General features: G+C 73.7%; 23 protein-coding genes. 12 read left to right on the forward strand and 11 right to left on the reverse strand.

All coding sequences use genetic code 11. From position 1 onward, the window contains the following. The first annotated feature begins 191 nt into the window (after positions 1-191). Positions 192-1661 (forward strand): S28 family serine protease, encoded by a 1470-nt coding sequence (locus M0M48_RS09180; RefSeq protein ID WP_257750886.1) that lies wholly within the window; start codon positions 192-194, stop codon positions 1659-1661. Between the two features lie 16 nt (positions 1662-1677). Further along, positions 1678-2232 carry a GNAT family N-acetyltransferase gene (locus M0M48_RS09185; protein WP_257750887.1) on the forward strand — a complete coding sequence of 185 codons (555 nt, stop codon included), beginning with the start codon at positions 1678-1680 and terminating at the stop codon, positions 2230-2232. Here the strand turns inward: M0M48_RS09185 and M0M48_RS09190 are convergent. Genes M0M48_RS09190 through M0M48_RS09205 form a run of 4 tightly spaced genes read right to left on the reverse strand, consistent with a single transcriptional unit; the run spans position 2225 to position 6289 of the window. Further along, positions 2225-2989, reverse strand: a complete 765-nt coding sequence (locus M0M48_RS09190; protein ID WP_257750888.1) for an SDR family NAD(P)-dependent oxidoreductase — start codon at positions 2987-2989, stop codon at positions 2225-2227. The genes M0M48_RS09185 and M0M48_RS09190 overlap by 8 nt on opposite strands. Continuing rightward, positions 2986-3645: an HD domain-containing protein gene (locus M0M48_RS09195; protein WP_257750889.1), complete on the reverse strand. Its 660-nt coding sequence runs from the start codon at positions 3643-3645 to the stop codon at positions 2986-2988. Before M0M48_RS09195 ends, M0M48_RS09190 begins: the two co-directional genes overlap by 4 nt. Next, positions 3627-5063, reverse strand: a complete 1437-nt coding sequence (locus tag M0M48_RS09200; protein ID WP_257750890.1) for an acetyl-CoA carboxylase carboxyltransferase subunit alpha/beta — start codon at positions 5061-5063, stop codon at positions 3627-3629. Before M0M48_RS09200 ends, M0M48_RS09195 begins: the two co-directional genes overlap by 19 nt. Beyond that, positions 5060-6289, reverse strand: a complete 1230-nt coding sequence (locus tag M0M48_RS09205) for a CaiB/BaiF CoA transferase family protein (RefSeq protein ID WP_257750891.1) — start codon at positions 6287-6289, stop codon at positions 5060-5062. Before M0M48_RS09205 ends, M0M48_RS09200 begins: the two co-directional genes overlap by 4 nt. Positions 6290-6406: 117 nt before the next feature. Here M0M48_RS09205 and M0M48_RS09210 point away from each other — a divergent pair, with 117 nt between their 5' ends. Both M0M48_RS09210 and M0M48_RS09215 read left to right on the forward strand, forming a co-directional pair. Beyond that, complete coding sequence (locus M0M48_RS09210; RefSeq protein WP_257750892.1) at positions 6407-7108, forward strand: FadR/GntR family transcriptional regulator; 702 nt, start codon at positions 6407-6409, stop codon at positions 7106-7108. Next, the gene (locus M0M48_RS09215) at positions 7105-7863 is read left to right on the forward strand and encodes a sulfite exporter TauE/SafE family protein (protein WP_215815885.1); all 759 of its coding nucleotides are present in this window, start codon (positions 7105-7107) and stop codon (positions 7861-7863) included. The genes M0M48_RS09210 and M0M48_RS09215 overlap by 4 nt, the downstream gene beginning before the upstream one ends. A 4-nt stretch (positions 7864-7867) precedes the next feature. On the opposite strand, the gene M0M48_RS09220 is transcribed toward M0M48_RS09215, so the two are convergent. Genes M0M48_RS09220 through M0M48_RS09230 form a run of 3 tightly spaced genes read right to left on the reverse strand, consistent with a single transcriptional unit; the run spans position 7868 to position 9552 of the window. Then, positions 7868-8455, reverse strand: coding sequence for a TIGR03086 family metal-binding protein (locus tag M0M48_RS09220; RefSeq protein ID WP_257750893.1), 588 nt, complete (start codon positions 8453-8455; stop codon positions 7868-7870). Beyond that, positions 8448-8909, reverse strand: a complete 462-nt coding sequence (locus tag M0M48_RS09225) for a maltokinase N-terminal cap-like domain-containing protein (RefSeq protein WP_215815883.1) — start codon at positions 8907-8909, stop codon at positions 8448-8450. Before M0M48_RS09225 ends, M0M48_RS09220 begins: the two co-directional genes overlap by 8 nt. Before the next feature lie 52 nt (positions 8910-8961). After that, positions 8962-9552, reverse strand: coding sequence for a TetR/AcrR family transcriptional regulator (locus M0M48_RS09230; protein ID WP_257750894.1), 591 nt, complete (start codon positions 9550-9552; stop codon positions 8962-8964). A 98-nt stretch (positions 9553-9650) separates the two neighbouring features. On the opposite strand from M0M48_RS09230, the gene M0M48_RS09235 reads away from it, so the two are divergent. Further along, positions 9651-11318, forward strand: a complete 1668-nt coding sequence (locus M0M48_RS09235) for an AMP-binding protein (protein ID WP_257750895.1) — start codon at positions 9651-9653, stop codon at positions 11316-11318. Here M0M48_RS09235 and M0M48_RS09240 read toward each other — a convergent pair. After that, positions 11219-11917 carry a hypothetical protein gene (locus M0M48_RS09240; RefSeq protein WP_257750896.1) on the reverse strand — a complete coding sequence of 233 codons (699 nt, stop codon included), beginning with the start codon at positions 11915-11917 and terminating at the stop codon, positions 11219-11221. The genes M0M48_RS09235 and M0M48_RS09240 overlap by 100 nt on opposite strands. Between M0M48_RS09240 and M0M48_RS09245 the strand changes: the two genes are divergently transcribed. Beyond that, positions 11892-12671, forward strand: a complete 780-nt coding sequence (locus tag M0M48_RS09245; RefSeq protein ID WP_257750897.1) for an SDR family oxidoreductase — start codon at positions 11892-11894, stop codon at positions 12669-12671. The two genes, M0M48_RS09240 and M0M48_RS09245, sit on opposite strands and share 26 nt — an antisense overlap. Positions 12672-12833: 162 nt before the next feature. On the opposite strand, the gene M0M48_RS09250 is transcribed toward M0M48_RS09245, so the two are convergent. Beyond that, complete coding sequence (locus M0M48_RS09250) at positions 12834-13703, reverse strand: LLM class F420-dependent oxidoreductase (protein WP_257750898.1); 870 nt, start codon at positions 13701-13703, stop codon at positions 12834-12836. 50 nt (positions 13704-13753) lie between these two features. Here M0M48_RS09250 and M0M48_RS09255 point away from each other — a divergent pair, with 50 nt between their 5' ends. The 3 genes from M0M48_RS09255 to M0M48_RS09265 are packed head-to-tail and all read left to right on the forward strand — an operon-like array spanning position 13754 to position 15276. Further along, entirely contained in the window at positions 13754-14470 is a 717-nt protein-coding gene (locus M0M48_RS09255; protein WP_257750899.1) for a peptidylprolyl isomerase, read from the forward strand. A gap of 13 nt (positions 14471-14483) precedes the next feature. Further along, positions 14484-14990 carry a hypothetical protein gene (locus M0M48_RS09260; RefSeq protein WP_257750900.1) on the forward strand — a complete coding sequence of 169 codons (507 nt, stop codon included), beginning with the start codon at positions 14484-14486 and terminating at the stop codon, positions 14988-14990. Between the two features lie 4 nt (positions 14991-14994). Continuing rightward, a complete protein-coding gene (locus M0M48_RS09265) occupies positions 14995-15276 on the forward strand; it encodes a hypothetical protein (RefSeq protein WP_257750901.1) in 282 nt (93 codons plus the stop codon). Here M0M48_RS09265 and M0M48_RS09270 read toward each other — a convergent pair. Continuing rightward, positions 15263-16144: an SDR family NAD(P)-dependent oxidoreductase gene (locus M0M48_RS09270; protein WP_257750902.1), complete on the reverse strand. Its 882-nt coding sequence runs from the start codon at positions 16142-16144 to the stop codon at positions 15263-15265. The genes M0M48_RS09265 and M0M48_RS09270 overlap by 14 nt on opposite strands. Before the next feature lie 54 nt (positions 16145-16198). On the opposite strand from M0M48_RS09270, the gene pepN reads away from it, so the two are divergent. From pepN to M0M48_RS09285, 3 genes are read left to right on the forward strand one after another with little or no spacing between them, the layout of a single operon-like run. Beyond that, positions 16199-18634, forward strand: coding sequence for an aminopeptidase N (pepN, locus tag M0M48_RS09275; protein ID WP_257750903.1), 2436 nt, complete (start codon positions 16199-16201; stop codon positions 18632-18634). Then, positions 18634-19446: a formate dehydrogenase accessory sulfurtransferase FdhD gene (locus tag M0M48_RS09280; protein WP_257750904.1), complete on the forward strand. Its 813-nt coding sequence runs from the start codon at positions 18634-18636 to the stop codon at positions 19444-19446. The genes pepN and M0M48_RS09280 overlap by 1 nt, the downstream gene beginning before the upstream one ends. A 60-nt stretch (positions 19447-19506) precedes the next feature. Next, positions 19507-20958, forward strand: a complete 1452-nt coding sequence (locus tag M0M48_RS09285) for a DNA recombination protein RmuC (RefSeq protein WP_257750905.1) — start codon at positions 19507-19509, stop codon at positions 20956-20958. 7 nt (positions 20959-20965) lie between these two features. Here M0M48_RS09285 and moaA read toward each other — a convergent pair whose 3' ends face one another. Further along, on the reverse strand, positions 20966-21958 hold the full coding sequence (gene moaA, locus M0M48_RS09290; protein ID WP_215815871.1) for a GTP 3',8-cyclase MoaA: 993 nt from the start codon (positions 21956-21958) through the stop codon (positions 20966-20968). Between the last annotated feature and the right edge of the window lie 38 nt (positions 21959-21996).

Genomic DNA, 21996 nt, shown 5'->3' on the forward strand with positions numbered 1-21996 from the left:
GCCGTTGGTCGCCCTGACCACGGCGGTCGCGGAGGACTTCTCGGAGCACCCGCCCTACGGCGGCGCGTTCGACGACGTCGTGCCGCACCTGACCGCCGATTCCCCTGGCGGTCCGCGGCCCGGCGGGTCAGAATCGACGTTCCCGGCCGCACCGACTCGGTGGTGCGGCCGACGATCTCGGGAGGTCCCCCATGTCCCGCACCCGGTCCGCGCTCGCCGCGGTCCTCGCCGCCGCCCTGGCGGCCACGCTCACGGTCGGTGCCGCCGCTCCCCCGGCGACCAGCACCCCCACGAGCACCGGCGGCGCGACGAGCGCCGACATCGCCGATCGGATCGCGGCGCTGCCCGGCGTCACGTCGGTCACGGAGGCGACGGCACCGGCCGGCTACCGGTTCTTCCGGCTCACGTTCCGCCAGCCCGCCGACCACCGCAACCCGCGGGCCGGCACGTTCGAGCAGCGCCTGACGCTGCTCCACAAGGACACGAGCCGTCCGATGGTGATGTACACCAGCGGCTACAACGTCTCCCAGAACCCCAGCCGCAGCGAGCCGACGCAGATCGTCGACGGCAACCAGCTCAGCATGGAGTACCGCTACTTCGAGCCGTCGATCCCGGCCCGCACCGACTGGCCCCAGCAGCTCACGATCTGGCAGGCGGCGGCCGACCAGCACGCGATCATCCGCTCGTTCCAGCTGCTCTACCGCGAGAACTGGATCACCACCGGCGGCTCCAAGGGCGGGATGACGGCGACCTACCACCGCCGGTTCTTCCCCGACGACGTCGACGGGACCGTCCCGTACGTCGCGCCCAACGACGTCGACAACGACAAGGACGCCTACAACACGTTCCTCGCGAACGTCGGCACCGATCCCCAGTGCCGGGCCGCGCTGACCGCCGTCCAGCGGCGGATCCTCGGCCCCGATCGCGCGTGGTTCCTCGAGCGCACCCGGCAGGACGCCGAGGCGACCGGTGACGGCTGGGAGATCCTCGGCAGCCTGGACCGGGGCATGGAGACGGCGGTCGTCGACCTCTACTTCACGTTCTGGCAGTACTCGCCGCAGTCGGCGTGTGCGGACGTGCCCGGTCCCGAGGCGACCAACGAGCAGGTGTGGGACTGGACCCAGGGCGTCGTGCCGCTGACCGGCTACCTCGACCAGGGGCTGCGCGGCACCTTGGCGTACTACTACCAGGCGGCCTACCAGCTCGGCTGGTACGAGGCGTACGAGAAGCCGCTCGCCGGCGTGCTCCGCTACCCGGGCGGCTGGGGCGGCGCGAACTTCGTGCCGCGCGAGCTGCGGCCGATCCGCTTCGACAAGCGCGCGATGGCCGACATCGACCGCTGGGTGCGGACCAGGTCGACCCAGATGCTCTACGTGTACGGCGGCAACGACCCCTGGGGCGCCGAGCAGTTCTCGTGCGGCAAGCCCGCCAAGCCGGGGCACCACGGCAGGCCGGGCAAGCGCCGCGAGTGCTCGGTCCACGTCGTCGAGGGCGGCACCCACGGGGCCCGGATCGCGCAGCTGCCCGAGGCCGAGCGGGCCGCGGCGACGGCGCAGATCAGGGAGTGGGCCGGTCTGGACGACAGCACGGTCCGGCCGGCGCGCAACGCCGCGCTCGACCGGAGGCCGGACTACCTGCGCCCGCCCGGCGCGCTCCGCTGAGCAGGCAGGACGACGCTTGCTCCCCACCTCGGTCCCGCGGATCGACCACCCGCCCGTCGTGCTCCGCCCCTTCGCGGAGCACGACGCGGCGCTGGTCGCCTCGGTCGTCGACGACCCGGTGATCCCGCTGATCACGACGGTCCCGACGACCGCCGACCCGGAGGCGATCGCGGCGTACCTGCGCCGGCAGCACGACCGGCTGGCGCAGGGCGTCGGCTACTCCTTCGCGGTGGCCGACGCGGTCACCGGCGAAGGGGTGGGCCAGATCGGGCTGTGGACGGCCGACCTCCCCGCCGGCCGTACGACGACCGGGTACTGGATCGCGCCCCAGCACCGCCGCCGCGGCTACGCCCGCGCCGCCCTCGCCGCGGTGACCTCGTGGGCGCTGGCCCACGACGAGGTCGCCCGCGTCCAGCTGCACGTCGAGCCGGCCAACGAGGCGTCGTGGCGCACCGCCGAGGCCTGCGGCTACGAGCGCGATGGGCTGCTGCGCTCGTGGGAGCGGGTCGGCGCGGAGCGCCGCGACATGTACGTCTATGCGGCCGTGCGCCCCGACCGGACGCTCAGGTGAGGTTGAGCCCGCCGTCCGAGAGGAGCACCTCGCCGGTGAGGTAGTCCGACGCGACCAGCATCGCGACCGCCTGGGCGATGTCCTCGGGACGGGCGGCCCGGCGCATCGGTGCGCGCTCGCGCCACAGCTCCTGGGCCGCGGTCCAGTCGGCCGTGAGCGGGGTGTCGACCAGGCCCGGGGCGACGGCGTTGACCCGGACCTCCGGGGCGAGCGCGACGGCGAGCAGCCGGGTCGTGTGGTTGAGCGCCGCCTTGGTCGCGGCGTACGGGATCGAGGCGCCCTTGGGTCGCACACCCGCGTGCGAGCTGATGTTGACGACGCACCCGGCGCGGCCGTGGCCGTCCCGGGCGGCCGCGCGGAGGTACGGCTCGGCCTCGGCCACCAGGTGGAACGGGGCGATCACGTTGACCTCGTGCAGCTCGCGCCAGAGCGCGGGAGTCGCCGCGACGAGGTCGGCGTGCGGGACGACGCGGCTGATGCCCGCGTTGTTGACGAGGACGTCGAGACGCCCGGCGTGGGCGGCGGCCTCATGGACCAGCCGGACGCGGTCGTCCTCGTCGGCGAGGTCGGCCTGTACGTAGACGGCGTCACCCAGCTCGGCGGCCATCGCCTCGCCGGCGGCGACCGAGCTGCGCGAGTGCAGGACGACGGTGTACCCGTCGGCGACGAGGCGGCGGGCGACGGCGGCGCCGATCCCGGAGGTGGATCCGGTGACCAGGGCGACCGGGCGCTCGGCGGTGGGCAGCACGGCGCTCACGCCTCGTCCGGCCGGATCCAGCCGCGGCGCAGGCCCTCGTCGACCAGTCGCCCGGTGAAGGAGCCGAGCGAGGTCGAGCCCGCGACGACACCGGCCTCGCGCGCCCGGACGGTGCTCTCGGTGGCGCCCGGCAGCTGCCAGGTGCCCCCGCGCGCGAGCCAGTTGAGGAGCATCGGCTGGAGCCGGTCCATCGCCTTGCCGAAGCGCGCCTCGGGCGACCGCCCGGCCTCGAACTCGTCCCACAGTTCGCGGATCTCGCCGGCCTGGTCGGCGGGCAGCAGCCCGAAGAGCCGCTCGGCGGCCGCCTCCTCGCGCTCGGCCTGGTCGTCGGCGGCTCCGGGCACGAACACCGGGCTGTCGCCGGCGTAGATCTCGACGAGGTCGTGGATGACCACGAGCTTGACCGCGTGGCCGACGTCGATCGGCTCGTCGGCGTACTCGGCGAGGAGGACGACCATGAGCGCGAGGTGCCAGGAGTGCTCGGCGTCGTTCTCGCGGCGCTCCGCGGCGGCCAGCGGCGAGGCACGCAGGATCGTCTTGAGCTTGTCGGCCTCCGCGACGAACCGCAGCTGGGCGGCCAGCCGCTCGCCGACCCCCTCGGGGAGCGGCGAGCGGTCGAGGATGAGGGGGTCGTCGGTCAGCGGGACGTCGGGCATGCGCCCAAGCCTGCCAGCACCTGGCCGACCTCCGCCGCGACGGCGACCGCGAGGTCCGTGGCGGAGTCGCCGTCCCGCTCCGGTACGACGACCTGGATGCTCCCCGCCGCGAGCAGGTCGCTCGCCCGGACGTGCTGCGCGCGCGCCATGTCAGGAGCGTGGTCGACGTCCCCGTGCATGATCACGCTGGCGCCCTCGGGCGGCAGCGGGGTGAGCCAGGCCCGCTCGGCCGCGACGATCGTCTGGGCCGGCAGCAGCGCGAGGGCGCCGCCACCGCAGCCCTGGCCGAGCAGGACCGACACCGTCGGCACGCTCAGGGTGGTCAGGGTGGCGATGCAGCGGGCGATCTCGCCGGCCATCGCGCCCTCCTCGGCGCGCTGCGAGAGCTCGGCGCCGGGGGTGTCGATGACGGTGACCAGGGGCAGCCGGAGCTCCTCGGCGAGGCGCATCCCGCGGCGGGCGGCGCGCAGGGCGGCCGGTCCGAGGGGCTGGGTCTCGCTCTGGCGGGCGCGGTCCTGGCCGACGACGACGCAGGGCTGGCCGTCGATCCGGGCGAGCGCGACGAGGACGGAGGAGTCCCGCTCGCCCTCGTCGGTGCCGTAGAGGCGCACCCGCTCGGTCGTGCCGTGGCGCAGGAGGTCGCGGACGCCGGCCCGGCCGGACGCGCGCGTGGCCACGATGCTGTCCCAGGCGTCGCGCTCGACCAGGTCGCCCTCGCGACGCGGCAGGGCCGGTGCGGTGGGGGCGTCGACGAGGACGTGGAGCGTCCGGTCGACGAGCGCGGGCAGGTGCTCGGTGGGGACGACGGCGTCGATGATGCCCTTGGCGACGAGGTTCTCCGCGACCTGGACGCCGGGCGGGAACGGCTCGCCGTTGAGCGCCTCGTAGACCTTGGGACCGAGGAAGCCGACGAGCGCGCCGGGCTCGGCGACCGTGACGTGGGCCAGCGACCCCCAGGACGCGAACACCCCGCCGGTCGTGGGGTGGCGCAGGTACGCCAGGTAGGGCAGGCCCGCGGCACGGTGGTCCATCAGCGCGCGGGAGATCTCGACCATCTGCAGGAAGGCGGGGGTGCCCTCCTGCATCCGGGTGCCGCCCGAGGCGGTGGCCGCCAGGAGGGGCAGGCCCTCGGCGGTCGCCCGGCGTACGGCGGCCACGATGCGCTGCGCCGCGGCCCGCCCGATCGAGCCGGCCAGGAAGCGGAACTCGTTGACGACGACCGCGACGGGACGCCCGTGCACCAGGCCGCGGCCGGTGAGCACGGACTCGTCCGTGCCCGCCTTCTCGGCGGCCGCGCGCAGCTCGGCCTGGTAGGCCTCGGGGTGAGCGCTGATGTCGACGGGCGCGTCCCAGGAGGTGAAGGTCCCGGGCTCGAGGACGAGGTCGAGCAGGTCCCGGGCGCCGAGCCGGGCGCTCACGCCTCGCCCCGCACCCAGTCGCGGACGGCGGCGCCGTGCTGGTCGAGCGTGGGCGGCGCCCGGTGCCCGGTGGGCGTCTGCTCGGCGCCGTCGGCACCGAAGAAGCGCAGCGGCGGACCCGGCAGGGTGACCGTGCCGAGGGTGGCGTGCTCGACGTCGAGCAGCAGTCCCTGGCTGGCGGTCTGGTCCCAGTCGTAGACCTCGTCGAGGGTGCGCACCTTGCCCGCCGGGATGCCCGCGTCGGCGAGCTTGGCGAGCAGCTTCTCGGCGTCCCAGTCGGCGAAGACGCCCTCGACGAGCGCGATCGTCTCGGCCCGCCGGCTCACCCGCTCGGGGTTGGTCGCGAAGCCCTCCTGGGCCGGGTCGAGGTCGAAGGCCGCGCAGAAGCGGGCCCACAGCGCCTCGGAGCCGACCGCGATCTGCACGGCGCCGCCGGAGCAGCGGAACAGCCCGTAGGGCGCGATCGACGGGTGGTGGTTGCCCTGGGCCTGGCCGAGCTCGCCGCCGACGGTCCAGCGGGTGCCCTGGAAGGCGTGGACTCCGACGACCGCCGCCAGCAGCGAGGTCCGTACGACGGTCCCGCGGCCGGTCCGCTCGCGCTCGTGGAGCGCGGCGAGGACGCCGTAGGCGCCGTACATGCCGGCCAGGACGTCGGCGATCGGCGTCCCGACCCGCTGCGGGTCCTCGGGACCGGAGCCGGTCAGCGACATCAGACCCGCCTCGCCCTGGGCGATCTGGTCGTAGCCGGCCCGACCGCCCTCGGGGCCGTCGTGGCCGAAGCCGGTGATGGAGAGGGCGACCAGGCGCGGGTTGCGCTCCTGGAGCCGGTCCAGGCCGAGCCCGAGGCGCTCGAGCACCCCGGTCCGGAAGTTCTCGACGATGACGTCGGCGCGGTCGACCAGGTCGAGCAGGACCGCCCGGTCGGCGGGGTCCTTGAGGTCGAGCGCGATCGACTCCTTGTTGCGGTTGGCGGAGAGGAAGTACGTCGACTCCCGCTCCCCTCCCCTGTCGGGCGTGACGAACGGCGGCCCCCACCCGCGAGTGTCGTCGCCGTGGCCGGGCGCCTCGACCTTGACGACCCGGGCGCCGAGGTCGCCCAGCATCATCGTGGCGTGCGGGCCCGCCAGCGCGCGGGAGAGGTCGACCACCAGGACGTCGGACAGCGGTCCTGACAGCGACGACGGAAAGCCCTCGACGTCCGGCCGTGCGGCCTGGTCAGCTCCCATGGTGGTCCACCTCTCCCGTGCACGCCGGCGAGCCCGGCACCGACCCAACCGGCTGGGAGGTTGGATCAGTGGCCTAGCCAATAGGACAATGTCGGCGGCTGTCAATAGGATGCGGACATGGCCGACGGACGACCGCTCCCCCCGAAGGTGACCCGGACCCGCCTGTACGAGCAGGTCGCCGAGCAGATCACCGAGTGGATCACCGCCACCGGGCTCGCCGTCGGCGACCGGCTCCCGCCCGAGCGCGAGCTCGCCCAGCAGCTCGGCGTCAGCCGGGCCACCCTCAGCCAGGCGCTCGTCGCGCTCGAGGTCGTCGGCGTCGTCACCGTCCGGCACGGCGACGGGACCGTGCTCACCCGGCCCACCGAGGGCACGATCGCCCAGGCGATCCGCGCCCACGCCGACCGGCTGCCCGAGATCATCGAGACCCGCGACGCGCTGGAGACCAAGATCGCGGCGCTCGCGGCCGAGCGTCGTACGGACGCGGACCTGGCCGAGATCGAGGCCGCGATCGCCGCCATGGAGACCGACGTCGCCGCCGGCGGGCGCGGGGTCGAGGGCGACGAGCGCTTCCACGCCGCCGTCACCGCGGCCAGCCACTCCGCGCTCCTGGCCCGGCTCATGCTCGAGATCGGCCCGCTGGTGCGCGAGACCCGGCTCGAGTCGCTCTCCCAGCCCGAGCGCCCGCACGCCTCGCTCGCCGGTCACCGGCGCATCGCCGACGCGATCGCGGCCGGCGATCCCGCGGCGGCCGCAGCCGCGATGCACGCCCACATCGGTCTGGTCAGCGACGTCGCCCTGATCCGTACCGACGGGTGAGCGGCCTCGAGCAGCTCGCCGTCCTGGCAGCCGGCTTCGGCGCGGGCATCCTCAGCTCGACCGTCGGCGTCGCCTCGCTGCTGAGCTTCCCCGTCCTGGTCGCGCTCGGGCTGCCGCCGGTCGTCGCCAACGCGTCCAACACCGTCGGGCTGATCCCGGCCGGGCTCAGCGGCTCGTTCGGCTACCGCGCCGAGCTGCGGGAGCACCCCCGGGTCACCCGCGTCGTCCTGGCCTGCTGCGCGCTGGGCGCCGTCGTGGGCGCGATCCTGCTCCTGGCGCTGCCGGCCGCGGCGTTCGAGACCGCGGTGCCGTGGCTGATCCTGCTCGCGTGCGGCCTCGTCGGCGCCCAGCCGTGGATCGCGCGCGGGCTCGCCCGCTACCGCGACGCCGAGGACGGACCCCGGCACCACCTGTCGCCGCTGACCACGGTCTTCGCCGGCCTGACCGGCATCTACGGCGGCTACTTCGGCGCCGGCGCGGGCGTGATGATGGTGGCGGTCCTCGGCATCGGAACGGACGTCGAGCTGCGCGTGGTCAACGCGCTCAAGACCCTCTCGCTCCTGGCCGGCAATGTCGTGGCCGGACTGATCTTCGTCGTCGTCGCGGACCTCGACTGGGCGGCCGTCGGGCTGCTCGCGGCCGGCTCGATCGGCGGTGGCTACCTCGGCGCGCGGATCGGGCGGAGGCTGCCGTCGGGGGTCTTCCGGGCGGCCGTCGTGGCGGCCGGCGTGGTCGTCGCGATCGTGATGCTCTGAGCGCTCAGCGACGTCCGGCCAGCCGCAGCAGCCGGTCCTGGAGGGTGTCGCCGGGACCGGCCAACGCCGTCGCCGGCCCGTAGTAGCCGTGCCCGCGCAGCCGCTCGATCGTCGCCGCGGACCCGATCAGCCGGGCGCAGAGGTCGTCGCCGATGGCCGGGTCGGACCCGGTCGCGACCGCGATGTCCCAGGCGTGCAGCGTCTGCTCCAGGAGGCGCAGCTCGAGCAGGTCGCGGCCTGTGATGTCGCCCGCGGAGTGGCGCGCGGTGCGGTCGAGCGCACCCGGCTCGGCGAACGCCGCGCGCAGCGCACCCTGGATCTCGTCGAGCGCGGCGACCGGGTCGTCGCCCAGGAAGGTCAGCGCCCGGGAGGCGGTCACCTCCTCGGCCGGCGCCCCGATCACCCAGAGCCGGTAGCGGACGGCGTCGCCGATGACGTGCTCGGCGACGTCGCGCGCGGTCCAGCCCTCGCACGGTGACGGCGCGTCCCACTGGTCCGGGGCGACGTCCGCGAGGCGGGCGCGGAGCAGCGCGGTGGCGGCGTCGAGGTGCGCCAGGTCAGCCAGATCCGTCTGGTCCGTCAGGTCAGTCACCGGCGACCACCAGCGAGCCGCCGTCCCAGGTCGCGACCAGGCGGGCGCCGGCCCCCTCCCCCTCGCGCCGTACGACGACCGAGCCGGGCAGCCGGTCGACCAGCTCGCCGGCGTCCCAGAGCTCGAGCACGGCCTGCTCCTGCTCGCCGGCCAGCGCGCGCTCGTAGCAGCCGAGCGCGACCGGGTCGGTCGTGCCGTCGTAGACCCAGCGGGTGCCGAGCACCGAGTGCTCCAGCGTGCCGACGAGCGTCGCGCTCTCGTGGGGCGCGCCGCGGTAGGTCAGCGGCACGTGGCGCACCTGGTCGCCGACGCGGAGCAGGAACGCCTCGACGCCCACCTCGCCGGCCGGGTCGTCGTACCGGAAGGCGCCGAGGACCTCGACGTCCACGGCCAGCCAGCCGGACAGCAGCTCGGCCTTGCTCGGGGTCAGCGTCGCGCGGTGGATGATCGCCATGACCCGACCCTAGAGCGCGCCGCCGACAGGCGGGCGCGATCCGGCGGTCGGCTCAGCGCACCCGCAGGCCGTCGACGACCGCGGTGACGAGCCCCTCGACCCAGGCGTCGTCCACGGCGTCGTGCCCGCGCAGGACCATCGCGACCAGCGTGGCACCGAAGACCATCTCGACGAACACACCCAGGTCGATGTCGGGTCGCGCCTCGCCGCGCTCCGACGCCTCGGCCAGCCGGCCGGCCAGGGACTCCCAGCCGGAGGCCAGCAGCCGGGCGCTCAGCTCCTGCTCGAGCGCGTGGTCGGCCATCATCTCGCTCATCAGCGCCGGGGTCGCGCGCCGGCCCGCGGGCGAGCCGACGATCGCCAGGCAGCGCTCGACGACCGCGCGGACCTCCGAGCGCAGGTCGGCGGCCCCGGTCGGGGCGCCGACGGCGTCGGTGGGATAGACCGCCTCGTGCACGAGGTGGGCCTTGGAGGCCCAGCGCCGGCGGATGGCGGGCACCGACGTCCCGGCCCGCTGGGCGATCGCGCGGAAGGTCAGGTCGGCGTACCCGAGCTCGGCGACGAGCTCGCGCGTGGCGACGAGCACGGCCTCGTCGATCCGGCTGTCGCGTGGACGGCCGGCGACGGCTGCTGCCTCGCTCATGGGTACCTCCTCAGATCACCAGACCCTTGACGGTAGGGCGGAGTCTATTTATGTTTCGTTCCGCAACGCAATGTGAAGCGGATCACCCAGGAGCACGCGTGACACCTTCGTTCCCCCACGGCTCGGTCGCGGAGCTGCTGCTCGCGCGCGCCGAGGACGACCATCCTGCCCTCCTGTTCGGCGACGACACCCTGACGTGGCGGGAATTCGTCGCCGCGGCCCAGGTCCGGGCCGGGGCCCTCACCGCGCTGCGGCGGCCCGGTCCCTGGCACGTCGGCGTGCTCATGGACAACGACCCGGAGTACCTCCTGCTCATCGCCGGCGCCGCGCTGTGCGGCGCCACCGTGGTCGGCGTCAACCCGACCCGGCGCGGGGCCGAGCTCGCCGCGGACATCCGCGCCACCGACTGCCAGACCCTCCTCGTCGGGCCCGAGCACCGCGCCCTCCTCGACGGCGTGGACACCGCCGGGGTCGACGTCCTCGACCTGCACGGCGAGCGCTACCGGGACGCGATCGCCGCAGCGGAGGAGCACCCCGTCACCACCACCGCTCCCCCGGGCACCGAGCACGTGCTGCTCCTGCTCTTCACGTCCGGCTCGACAGGCGCGCCCAAGGCGGTCGTCTGCTCGTCGTTCCGGCTCGCGGTGATCGGTCAGCTCAACCGGCACGGGCTGACCCGCGAGGACGTCGCCTACAACGCGATGCCGCTCTTCCACGGCAACGCCCTCATGGCCGCGTGGGCGCCGATCCTCGTCGTCGGCGGCACGCTGGCGATGCGCGACCGGTTCTCCGCCTCGGGCTTCCTGCCCGATGTCGAGCGCTTCGGGGCGACGTTCTTCAACTACGTCGGCCGCGCGCTGTCGTACGTGCTCGCCCAGCCCGAGGACCCGCGCGAGGGCCGCACCCGGCTCCGCTACGGCTTCGGGACCGAGGCGTCGACGCGGGACCGCGAGGAGTTCGTCCGGCGCTTCGGCTGCCGCGTCGTCGAGTCCTACGGCTCGTCCGAGGGCGTCTGCGCGATCCTGCGCAGCCCCGACACTCCCCCGGGTGCGCTCGGCCGGCCCGATCCCCAGATGGGCCTGGAGATCGTCGGCGCGTCCGGGACGGTGTGCCCGCCCGCCGCCTTCGGCCCGGACGGCCGGCTCCTCAACGCCGCTGAGGCGATCGGCGAGATCGTGGTGCGCGGCGGCGCGGCCCGCTTCGAGGGCTACTACAACAACCCCGCGGCCATGGCCGCCAAGGTGCGCGACGGCGACTTCTGGACCGGCGACCTCGCCTACGCCGACGCCGAGGGGCACTTCTGGTTCGCCGGGCGCAGCTCGGACTGGATCCGGGTCGACAGCGAGAACTTCGCGACTGCCCCGATCGAGCGGATCCTCGCCCGGCACCCGGCTGTCGCCACCGCGGTCGTGTACGGCGTACCGGACCCGCGCACGGGCGACGAGGTGATGGCGTCCCTCCTGCTCGTGCCCGGCGAGCGCCTGGACGCCGCCGCACTCGACCGCTTCCTCGACGAGCAGCCCGACCTCGGCACCAAGTGGCGTCCGCGCCTGGTGCGCGTGGTCGAGGAGCTGCCCCTGACCGGCACCGGCAAGCTCGACAAGCAGGTGCTGCGCGGCGAGGCCTGGCTCACCGACGACCAGGTCCTGCACGCCACCCCCGACGGCTACCGCCCCTTCACCGCGGCCGACCGGACCGCCCGGGAGGCGTCCTTCGCCGCCCACGGCCGGCTCGCGCTCCACCCCACCGAAAGGCAGCACCCATGATCGAGCTCAACCGCAACCACCTCGTCGACCTCATCACCGAGCGGCTCGCGGCCACCGAGTCCCCGCGCCAGCGCACGATGCTGGAGCGGATGCGGGTCCACGCGGCCGCCGAGCGCGACGGCGACCTGGAGACGCTGGTCGGGACGCTCGGCGAGGCCACGAACTACCACTTCTGGGAGCTCTCGGGCGATGTCGGGCCCAAGACCCGCGAGGGCGTCGCGGCGTACTACCGCAACCTGGTCGAGCACCACGGCCACGTCCTGGAGTTCTTCTGCGAGCGGATGGTCGTCGACGACCACTGCATCGTCATCGAGGGCAACCTGACGATGATCCAGCCGGGCGCGCTCATGGTGCAGCACCCGATGGCGGGCGACTTCGCCGAGGCCGACAAGAACTACCTGATCCGGATGCGCAACGTGATCTTCTGGTCGTTCGACGAGGAACTGATGATCATCGGCGAGGACTCCTACAGCGGCGGCCCGATCGAGATGCGCGTCCTCGAGGACCACGAGCTGCCCGCCGACTTCGCCGCGCTGGTCGGCGCCAGACCCCCGGTCGGCGATACTGCGCTGCATGAGCCAGCGCAGTGTCGTCGTCACCGGAGCCGCGGCCGGCATCGGCCGGGCCGTCGCCGAACGGTTCCACGCCGCCGGCTACCTCGTCGGCGCGTACGACGTCGACGCCGCCGGGCTCGCCACCCTGGCCGACGAGCTCGACGGCATCGTCACCGGCCAGCTCGACGTCCGCGACGCCACGGCCTGGGAGCAGCGCCTCGCCGAGCTCACCGAGCGCACCGGCGGGACCCTCGACGTCCTCGTCAACAACGCGGGGATCCTGCGCAGCGGCCCGTTCGCCGAGATCCCCCTCGACGCCCAGCAGCGGATCGTCGACGTCAACGTCAAGGGCGTCCTCAACGGCTGCCACGTCGCCCATCCCTACCTGCGCGCCACCCCCGGCGCCCACGTGGTCAACCTGGCCTCGGCCAGCGCGATCTACGGCCAGCCCGAGCTGGCGACGTACTCGGCGACGAAGTTCGCGGTCCGCGGCCTGACCGAGGCGCTCGACCTGGAGTGGGCCGCCGACGACATCACCGTCCGCGCGGTCTGGCCGCTCTTCGTCAGCACCGCGATGACCAGCGACATGGACATCGCCTCCACCCGCGCCCTCGGCGTCCGGCTCACCGCGGACGACGTCGCCCGCGAGGTCCTCGACGTCGTCGGCGCCCACCGGCTCCCGCAGCCCGTGCACCGCGCGGTCGGGACGCAGGCCAAGGTGCTCATGGCGTCGTCGGGGCTCGCGCCGGCCTGGGTGCTGCGCCGGATCAACGCGCGGATCGCGGGCGGGCACCGGTGAGCGCGGGCCGGGTACGAGCGGCCGAGCTGGTCGCCGCGGGCTTGCGGGGGCCGCGCTGTCCGCGCTCGCCGCGGCCTGGTCGCTGCTGACCTACCGGCCCGAACGCCGCCGCCGCGCTCGCCCTCGGCGCGGCCGCGACCGCGGTGACCGGCGGCCGCCGGGTCACAGCTCCCTGACGCGCGGCAGCGCCTGCTCGACCAGGTCGACCGCCCACCCCTCCGGGTCGTCGGTCGGCGGCATCATCGAGGTGAGCGTGACGCCGAGCGCGGCGTACTGCTCCATCTCGCGCGCGAACCGGTCCGGCTCGGCGACCGGGTCGCCGAACCACAGGATGGTCTTGCGGATCTCGTCGTAGTCGCGCCCGGCGTCGTCGCAGTGGCGGCGCAGGACGTCGAGCTTGTGGGCGACGCCGTCGGGGCCCTCGCCGGTGAAGAGGTTGCAGGCGTCGCCGTAGTGGGCGACCAGGCGCAGCGTCTTGCGCTCCCCGGAGCCGCCGATGACCACCGGCACCCGCCCCCATACGGCGGGCGGCACGCAGATCGTCTCGGCCAGGCGGTAGTGCTCGCCCTCGAACGGGCCGTCGTCGTCGCTCCACATCTGCCGGCAGATGCGCAGCGTCTCCTCCAGGCGCTCGAAGCGCTCTGCCACCGGCGGGAACGGTACGCCGAGCCCGGCGTGCTCCCGGTCGTACCAGGCCGCGCCGATGCCGAGCCAGGCCCGCCCGTGCGAGAGGACGTCGAGCGTGGTGACGACCTTGGCCAGCAGGCCCGGGTGCCGGTAGGTGACGCCGGTGACGAACAGGCCCAGGTCGATGCGCTCGGTCAGCGCGGCGACGTACCCGAGGGTGGTGTAGCCCTCCAGCATCGGCTCGGCGGGACCGCCGGCCATCTCCATCTGGAAGTAGTGGTCCATCACGGTGAACAGGGCGATGCCGCCCTCGTCGGCGACCTTCGCGGTGGCGGCGATCCGGTCGGCGAGCGTGGTCTGCCACTGCGGGTGGGTGAAGGTGGCGTAGTGGATGCCGAGGTCCATGGAGCCAACGTAGCCCGGAGCACTCAGGTCCGCTGCGTACGATGCGCCCCATGCGTTCCCGCCTGCTCGCCGGTGTCCCGGCCCTGTTGCTGCTCGCCACGCTCTCCGCCTGCGGGGAGGACGACTCGCGAGCGTCGGACAACACCTCGCCGACGCCCTCCCCGAGCGCAACGGTCACGGTCGACGACGGACAGAACGCAGGCACGCCGGCGACGAGTGGTACGTGCGACTACAAGGAGGACGGCACGGTCAAGGACGTCCAGCTCCCACCGGCACCCACGGTCGATGGCCCGGTGCGGGCGACCATCAAGACCTCGGCCGGCGACCTCGCGGTGACCCTCGACGGCAAGAAGGCTCCTTGCACCGTGAACTCATTTCTCTTTCTCGCCGCGAAGGGCTACTTCGACGACACTCCCTGTCACCGGCTGACCTCCTACGACACACTGTCCGTCCTGCAGTGCGGCGATCCGACCGGACAGGGCACCGGTGGTCCGGGCTACACGATTCCCGACGAGCTCGACCCAGCGGCGACCTACTCCGCCGGGACGCTCGCCATGGCGAACACCGGCGATCCGCACTCAGGCGGCTCGCAGTTCTTCATCGTCTACGCCGACAGCCAGCTCAAGCCTGACTACACCGTCTTCGGATCGATCGACAAGGCAGGTATCGACCTTGTCACGAAGCTCGCCAAGGCCGGCTCGACCCCGACCGGCGACGGTGCCCCCAACACCCCGGTATCGATCGAGAATGTCGCGATCGTAAAGTAGTTCATGACAGAACATGACTACCGCTGACACAAGGATCGCCATGATTTCCAGGTCTCGAATGTTTCCCGTCCTCGTAGCGTCCGGGGTCGCGGCCGCATCGCTCCTCACCTCGGCACCCGCGGGCGCGGTCAAGGTGAGCGCGGGTGTGCGCGTCATCAACTGCGCCGTGACGGTGGACAACCCGCACTACTCCAAGGGCGCCCAGGGCGTCATCGCCAAGGTTCGATACACCTGCACCGGCAACACCACCGGTTCGCTCCGTATCGACGGATACCTGACTCGCTACCAGTCGGGGCAGATGGGCCCGTACGCACCCGTGCGCCAGAACGTCGGCACCGTTCGTTCGGTCGGCCCTGGCGCCAGCGGCACGGTCTACATCCCGGCTGACGGCACGCGCGGAGCGGCATGCGACATGAGCGACTTCTACCACGCGTGGTCCCGCGCCACGCTGACCGCCGAGGGACAGGTCAAGTCCGGCGCCCCGAAGTCCGGCGTTGTGCATCCGACGAAGTGCAGCTGACCTGATGGGCGAGGGCGACCCGGATCTGTTCGACGAGCGGCTCGTCGCAACCGAGACCAAGACGGCCGACTTCTGGCTGGAGCTGACGTCCCACCTGGGCTCGCCGTCCCCGTCGGTGGAGAGCTACGTCTTCCGGGGAGCCGAGCTGGCGGACGTCACCCGCTGGATCGAGTCGCGGGTCGACCAGAGCGCTGTCAGGGCGCGGATCTACCTGCTGCTACCTGCCGGTCCCGGCGCCGCGGACGGTCCTCACCAGTTCCACGGCTTGCTGCTCATGTCGAGCTGAGCTGGACCGAGCGCTCCCACAGCGCCTGCGCCAGCGCGGGGTCGTCGGCCTTCGGCGACATCCGCGCGGGCGCGGGCCAGCCCCACAGCTCGGTGACTCCGTGGGGGCCGATGTAGGTCCCGCTCGGGACGTCCATCGTCGCGGCGTAGACCGTGCACAGGGCGCCGCGCCAGGCGGGCATGCCGACGAGCTTCTGGCCGTAGTAGCCGATGGCGGTGACCACGGGGTTGCCCGAGCCGCCGGTGATCTTGGTGGCGGACGCTCCCGGGTGTGCGGCGACGGCGCGCAGCGGCGAGCCCTCCGCGGCGAAGCGGCGGTCGAGCTCGCGCATGAAGAGCAGGTCGGCGAGCTTGGAGTCGCCGTAGGCCTGGAACGGCCGGTACGGCCGCCGCTCCCAGCCGAGGTCGTCGAGGTCGAGCGCGCCCGAGCGGTGCTCGCGCGAGCTGACCATCACCACCCGGTCGGTGAGCAGCGGAAGGAGCTCCTGGGTGAGCAGGAAGTGCCCGAGGTAGTTGGTCGCCAGGTGCATCTCGACGCCCTCCGCCGAGCGCCCCAGCGGTACGCCGAGCACCCCGGCGTTGTTGACGAGCACGTCGACAGGACGCCCGCCCTCGCGCAGCCCCGCCGCGAACGCCCGGACCGACGCCAGGTCGCTGACGTCGACCTGGCGCACCTCGACCCGCCCCTTGTCGTGGCCGGGCACGGTCCGGGCCGCCGCCTCGCCCTTGTCGACGCTGCGGCAGGCCATCACGATCTCGGCGCCGCGCGAGCCCAGGATCCGGGCGGTCTCGAGGCCGAGACCGCCGTTCGAGCCGGTGATGACGAACCGCCGGCCCGGCTGGGGCGGCACCTGGGTCCACGGACGCATGGCCCGAACCCTCCCACAACCACCAGCCCCGCGGGCGGGTTCTAGGCTGGCGGGATGAGCCTCACCCGCGCTGAAGCCGAGCACCGCGCGAGCGTCCTCGCCGTCGCCTCCTACGACGTCGACCTCGACCTCAGCGGAGCCGACGACGTCTTCGTCTCCCGCACCACCCTCCGGTTCCGCAGCGAGACGAGCACCACGACGTTCGTCGACGTGAAGCCCACGGCGCTGCACGCCGTACGGCTCGACGGGGCGCCGCTCGACACCGCTCTCCTCGCCGACGGCCGGGTGCCGCTCGACCTGTCCGCGGGCGAGCACGAGCTCGTGGTCGAGGCGACCATGTCCTACCGCCACGACGGCGAGGGACTGCACCGCTCGGTCGACCCGGCCGACGGCCGCGCCTACGTCTACGGCATGTCGTTCATGGACGCCGCGCCGTCGGTGTTCGCGTGCTTCGACCAGCCCGACCTCAAGGCGCCGTACACGATGCGGGTCACCGCGCCGGCCGACTGGCTCGTCGTCGGCAACGCGCCCGCCCGCGAGATCGGCAGCGAGGGGACGACGAAGCGCTGGGAGCTCGGCCCCACGCCGCCGCTGGCGACCTACTTCGTGACCGTCGTGGCCGGGCCCTACCACGTGCTGCGCGACGAGCACGACGGCATCCCGCTCGGCCTCAGCGCCCGCCAGAGCCTCGCCGCGACGCTGGACCGTGAGGCCGGTGAGCTGTTCACGCTGACCCGGCAGTCGTTCGACGAGCTGCACCGGCTGTTCGGCATCCGCTACCCGTTCGGCGACTACCACCAGGCGTTCGTGCCGGAGTTCAACGCGGGCGCGATGGAGAACCCCGGCTGCATCACCATCCGCGACCCCCTGCTGTTCGAGTCCAGCTCGACCCGGGCCGACCGCAGCTTCCGCGCCAACCTCATCGCCCACGAGATGGCCCACCAGTGGTTCGGCAATATCGTCACGCCGGCGTGGTGGGACGACCTGTGGCTCAACGAGTCGTTCGCCGAGTACATGGGCCGTCGGGTCATCACCGACGCCACCGAGTACGCCGACGCGCCGGTCCACGACTCCTACGCCCGCCGCACGTGGGGCATCACCGCCGACCAGCGCCCCACCACCCACCCGGTCGCCGGCAACGCCGCCCCCGACGCGCTCTCGGCGCTCCAGAACTTCGACGGCATCTCCTACGCCCGCGGCGCCAACGTCCTGCGCCAGCTCGCGATCCGGCTCGGCGACGACGCCTTCCTCGGCGGCGTGCGCGAGCACTTCGAGCTGCACCGCTTCGGCAACGCCACCATGCACGATCTGTTCGCGAGCTGGGAGCGGGCCGCCGGTGGCGCGACCCTCGACGGCTTCGTCAAGGACTGGCTGCTGACGCCCGGAGCCGACCGGCTCGACCTCGACCGCAGCGCGGGCGTCGTCCGGCGGACCTCGCCGGCGGCCCACCCGGCCGAGCGCCGGCACCAGCTCCAGGTCGCCGTCCACGGTCCCGACGGGTGGACCCAGCAGGCGTTCGTCGTCGACGGTGCCGAGACCCCGCTCGCGGTGGGCGAGGCGCCGGTCCTGCTCGACGCGGCCGAGACCACCTGGGCGGTGTGCCCGCCCGACGCCCTGACCATGGCCGCCCTGCCGGCGCTCGCGCCCGGGATCACCGACCCCCAGCTGCGCGCGACGATGTGGAACAGCGTCCGGCTCGGCCTCTTCGAGGGCGCGCTCACGCTCCCCCAGGTCGCCGACCTGCTGGCGGCCGCCCCGCCGGTGGAGGACACCTCCGACGGCGCCCGGAACCTGCTCCCGTGGGTGCTCGAGACCGTGCTCCCCCTCGCGCCCGACGGCACCACCGAGCGCTTCCACGCCGCCGTCCGGGCCGCGGCCGAGGCGGCGCCCGAGGGCTCCGAGCTGCAGCTCTCGGCGTTCCGGGCGACCGTGCTCTCCGCGGGTGACGCGGCCGAGCTCGAGCGCTGGGCGGCCGGCGAGGACGTGCTCCCCGGCATCGCCGCCGACGTCGACCTGCGCTGGAAGGCCCGCCGCCGCCTCGCCGAGATCGGCGCCACCGACCAGGGCGCCCTCGACGCCGCCCTGGCCACCGAGCCGACGGGCGCGGCCAAGGTCCACCACGCGCGGGCCGTGGCCTCGCTGCCCGCCACCGAGGCCAAGGAGTTCGCCTGGGCCCGCGCGACCGGCGAGATCGAGGTGCCCAACTACGAGGTCAAGGCCGCGGGGGCGGGTCTGTGGCGCGCCGACCAGCGCGCGCTGACCGAGCACTACGCGCGCTCCTACTTCACCCAGCTCGGGACCCTCGTCGAGGCGCACCAGGGCTGGGTCCAAGGCGACGTGATCGAGGCGTTCTTCCCCATCACCCACCTCGACGACGCGACCGAGGCGGCCGCCCTGGCCGCGCTGGACGGCGACCTGCCGGGCGCCGTGCGCCGGCGCCTGACCGACCGCCTCGACGAGCTGCGGCGGCGCCGGGCGGTGCTGGCGTGATGAAGGCCCGGCGCCCCGGCCCGACCGGGCGCCTGCGTGTCGCCGAGCACGTCGCCACCGGCGTACGCCGCCACGAGGACCGGGTCCTGACCGAGGAGCCGCTCGAGATCCGGCTCGCGTGGCCGGGCGCCGCGGCCCGCCGGGTGTGGACGACGCTGCGCACGCCCGGTCACGACTTCGAGCTGGCCGCGGGCTGGGTCCACCACGAGGGCCTGGGCCGGGCCTCGGGCGTGGCCTACTGCACCGACGTCGAGCTGCGCCCCGAGCAGGAGTTCAACGTCGTCACGGTGACCCTCGACGCCGTCCCGGCGCGGGTGCCGAGCCAGCTCGACGCGCTCAGCGCCGGGTCGGCCGCCTGCGGGGTGTGCGGGACCGACGAGGTCGACGAGGTGCTGGCCCGCCGGCCCTCGCTCCCCTGGTCGGGGCCGCTGCCCGCGGACGACCTGGTCCGGACGCTGCCCGACCTGATGCGGCCCCGGCAGGAGCTCTTCGCCAAGACCGGCAGTGCGCATGCGGCCGGGCTGTTCACCGCGGCGGGCGAACTGGTCGTCGTACGGGAGGACGTGGGGCGGCACAACGCCGTCGACAAGGTCGTCGGCGCGCGCCTGCTCACCGGCGCACCGTCGGCCGAGGCGGTCCTCGTGATCAGCGGCCGGGCCGGCTTCGAGCTGGTCCAGAAGGCCGTCGCGAGCGGGATCGGCGCCCTCGTCGCGGTCGGGGCCCCCACCGGGCTCTCGGTGCGGATGGCCGAGGCCGGCGGACTCGCGCTCTACGGCTGGACCCGCGCCGAGCGGACCGTCCGCTACGCCTGATCGGCCGCTCACCGGCGAGCCCCTCGGGGTTCTGTCGGGCCCTGCTGTTTGACTGCTCCCATGGCCGTTCTCCTCGCCCTCCTCGTCGGACTCCTGCTCGGTGCAGGGGTCGGCTGGCTGGTGCGCCAGGCCACCGCGCCGGCCGCCCCCGAGGTCGCGCCCGGCGAGGCGCCCGAGGTGGTCGCCGAGCGGCACGAGGCGGCGCTGGCCCAGCTGCGGGCGACCCACGAGTCCGCGCTCGCGGCGCTGCGCCACGAGGTCGAGCGCGCCGAGATCCAGGGCGAGGCCCAGGTCGCGCGGGCCCGGGCCGAGGAGTCCGCGGCCCGGGCCGCCGTCCAGTCCGAGCTGACCGGGGCGCTGGCCACGGTCGACGAGCTGCGGGTGGCGGTCGACGAGGCGCGCGGCCAGTACCGCGCGCTCCTCGACCAGCAGCGCCAGGCCCAGCGCGAGCGCGAGGCCAACGAGGCCGGCCAGACCCAGGTCCTCAAGACGCTGACGCCGGTCGTCGAGCACCTGCGCTCGATGCAGCAGAAGGTCGACGACCTCGAGAAGGCGCGCGTCCAGCAGCACACCGAGCTCGCCACCCAGATCAAGCACACCCAGCGCTCCGTCGAGGACTCCCGCAAGGCCGCCGACACCCTCGCCTCGGTGCTCAAGAACAACGCCGTCCGCGGTGCCTGGGGCGAGACCCAGCTGCGCACCCTGGTCGAGACCGCGGGTCTGCTCAACCGGGTCGACTTCGAGCTCCAGCACTCCGTCGAGGCCGACTCCGGCCACCGCCGTCCCGACATGGTCATCAACCTGCCCGGCGGCAAGCAGATGGCGATCGACGCCAAGGTCCCCTACAACGCGTTCATGGACGCCCAGCGCGAGGGCATCGAGCCCGAGACCCGCCAGCGGCTCCTCGAGGACCACGCCCGCAAGGTCCGCGGCCACGTCGACACCCTGGCCCGCAAGGGCTACTGGACCGGCCTCAACGTGAGCCCCGAGTTCACCGTCGCGTTCATCCCCAACGAGCAGCTGCTCAACGCCGCGATCGACGTCGACCCCTCGCTGATGGAGCACGCCTTCGCCAGCGGCATCGTGCTGGCCACGCCCACCAACCTGTGGAGCATGCTCAAGACGGTCGCCTTCACCTGGAAGCAGGAGGCGCTCACCGAGGACGCCCAGGTCCTCTTCGAGCTCGGCCAGGTGCTCTACCGCCGCATCCTCAAGCTCTCCGAGCACGTCGACAAGCTCGGCCGCTCGCTCCAGCGCAGCGTCAAGGACTACAACGCCTTCACCGGCTCCCTGGAGCGCTCGGTGCTCCCCGCGGCACGCAAGCTCAACGCCGCCGACCCGGTCGCGACCATCGAGGCGCCCAAGGAGGTCGAGGAGGTCCCGCGCGCGCTGACCTCGTCGGAGTTCTCCGCGCTCGCCGACCTCGAGCGCGACGAGCTGACCTTCGACTTCGAGGCCCTCGGCTCCGACGACGCGGTCGACGCCGAGATCGTCGACGAGCAGACCGGCTGAGTCCTGCTCAGCCGCCGATGGCCGACATCGGCCGGTCGGGCTGCAGGAAGGCCGGGTCGTCGATGCCGTGCCCGGCGGCCTTGCCCCACATGGCGGTGCGCCAGCGCTCGGCGAGCTCGGCGTCGGACGCGCCGGCCCGCAGGGCGGTACGCAGATCCGACTCGGAGCGGGCGAAGAGGCAGTTGCGGACCTGGCCGTCGGCGGTGAGCCGGACCCGGTCGCAGTCGCCGCAGAACGGGCGGGTCACCGAGGCGATGACGCCGACGGTGGCGGGGCCGCCGTCGACGAGGAAGAGCTCGGCGGGGGCGCTCCCCCGCGGCTCGTGCGCGGGAGCCAGCGTGAAGCGCGAGGCCAGCGAGGCGAAGATCTCGTCGGCGGTGACCATCGCGTCGCGGTCCCAGCCGTGCTGGGCGTCGAGCGGCATCTGCTCGATGAAGCGCAGGTGGTAGCCGCGCTCGATGCACCAGGCGAGCAGCTCGGGTGCCTGGTCGTCGTTGACGCCGCGCAGCAGCACGGCGTTGACCTTGACCGGTCCGAGCCCGGCCGCCTCGGCGGCCGCCAGCCCCTCGACGACGTCGGCGAACCGGTCGCGGCGGGTGATCTCGTGGAAGGTGTCGGAGCGGACGGTGTCCATGCTGACGTTGACCCGGTTGAGCCCGGCCTCGGCGAGGGCCGACGCGGTACGGGCGAGGCCGAGCGCGTTGGTGGTGATCGACATCTCGACGCCGGCGTCGAGGGCGCGCACCTGGCGCACGATGTCGACCAGTCCCCGGCGCACGAGCGGCTCGCCGCCGGTGAAGCGGACCTCGGTGACGCCGAGCTCGCGCACGGCCACCCCGATGAGCCGGACGACCTCGTCGTCGGAGAGCTGGTCGTCGAGCGGCATCCAGTCCAGGCCCTCGGCCGGCATGCAGTAGGTGCAGCGCAGGTTGCAGCGATCGGTCAGCGAGACGCGGAGGTCGGTCGCGACACGGCCGTGCTGGTCGAGGAGAGGCTGCACACACCCAGCATAGGCCGGGGTCCAGTTGGCTTCCGGTT

Source organism: Pimelobacter simplex, from assembly GCF_024662235.1.
Lineage (GTDB): Bacteria > Actinomycetota > Actinomycetes > Propionibacteriales > Nocardioidaceae > Nocardioides.